The organism is Campylobacter sp. US55 (assembly GCF_004378955.1).
Taxonomy (GTDB): domain Bacteria; phylum Campylobacterota; class Campylobacteria; order Campylobacterales; family Campylobacteraceae; genus Campylobacter_D; species Campylobacter_D jejuni.
The window spans coordinates 1-253 of the sequence record NZ_RYYF01000032.1 but is presented as its reverse complement, the minus strand read 5'-3'; the positions used below and the strand labels follow the sequence as shown (position 1 = coordinate 253).

Annotated in this window: 1 protein-coding gene; it reads right to left on the bottom strand. The window is 28.9% G+C overall.

The window, feature by feature from the left end; translation table 11 throughout:
• On the bottom strand, positions 1–253 hold a 253-nt coding region (locus ELQ07_RS08185), incomplete at both ends, for a type IV secretion system protein (RefSeq protein ID WP_243833570.1).

Sequence of the window (253 nt, the reverse complement as noted above, 5' to 3'; positions counted from 1 at the left end):
GCCATATCTTCTTTAATTTTTCTTTGGTTTTCATAGCTTGAATTAGCTAAATCAACTTGATTTTTAACCATTTGAATTTTTGCCACTTCTAACTGAATAGCATTGCCAACATCTGTGCTTTCTTTAATATCTTTGGAATTTACTAATTTATCTTGCAATTTTTGGAGTGTTTGACTAATCGTATCCATTTGTTTTGAAGCTTGATTATAGGTTTCTACTTGAGCAGCATAAGTGATTAAATTCATTTTACAAA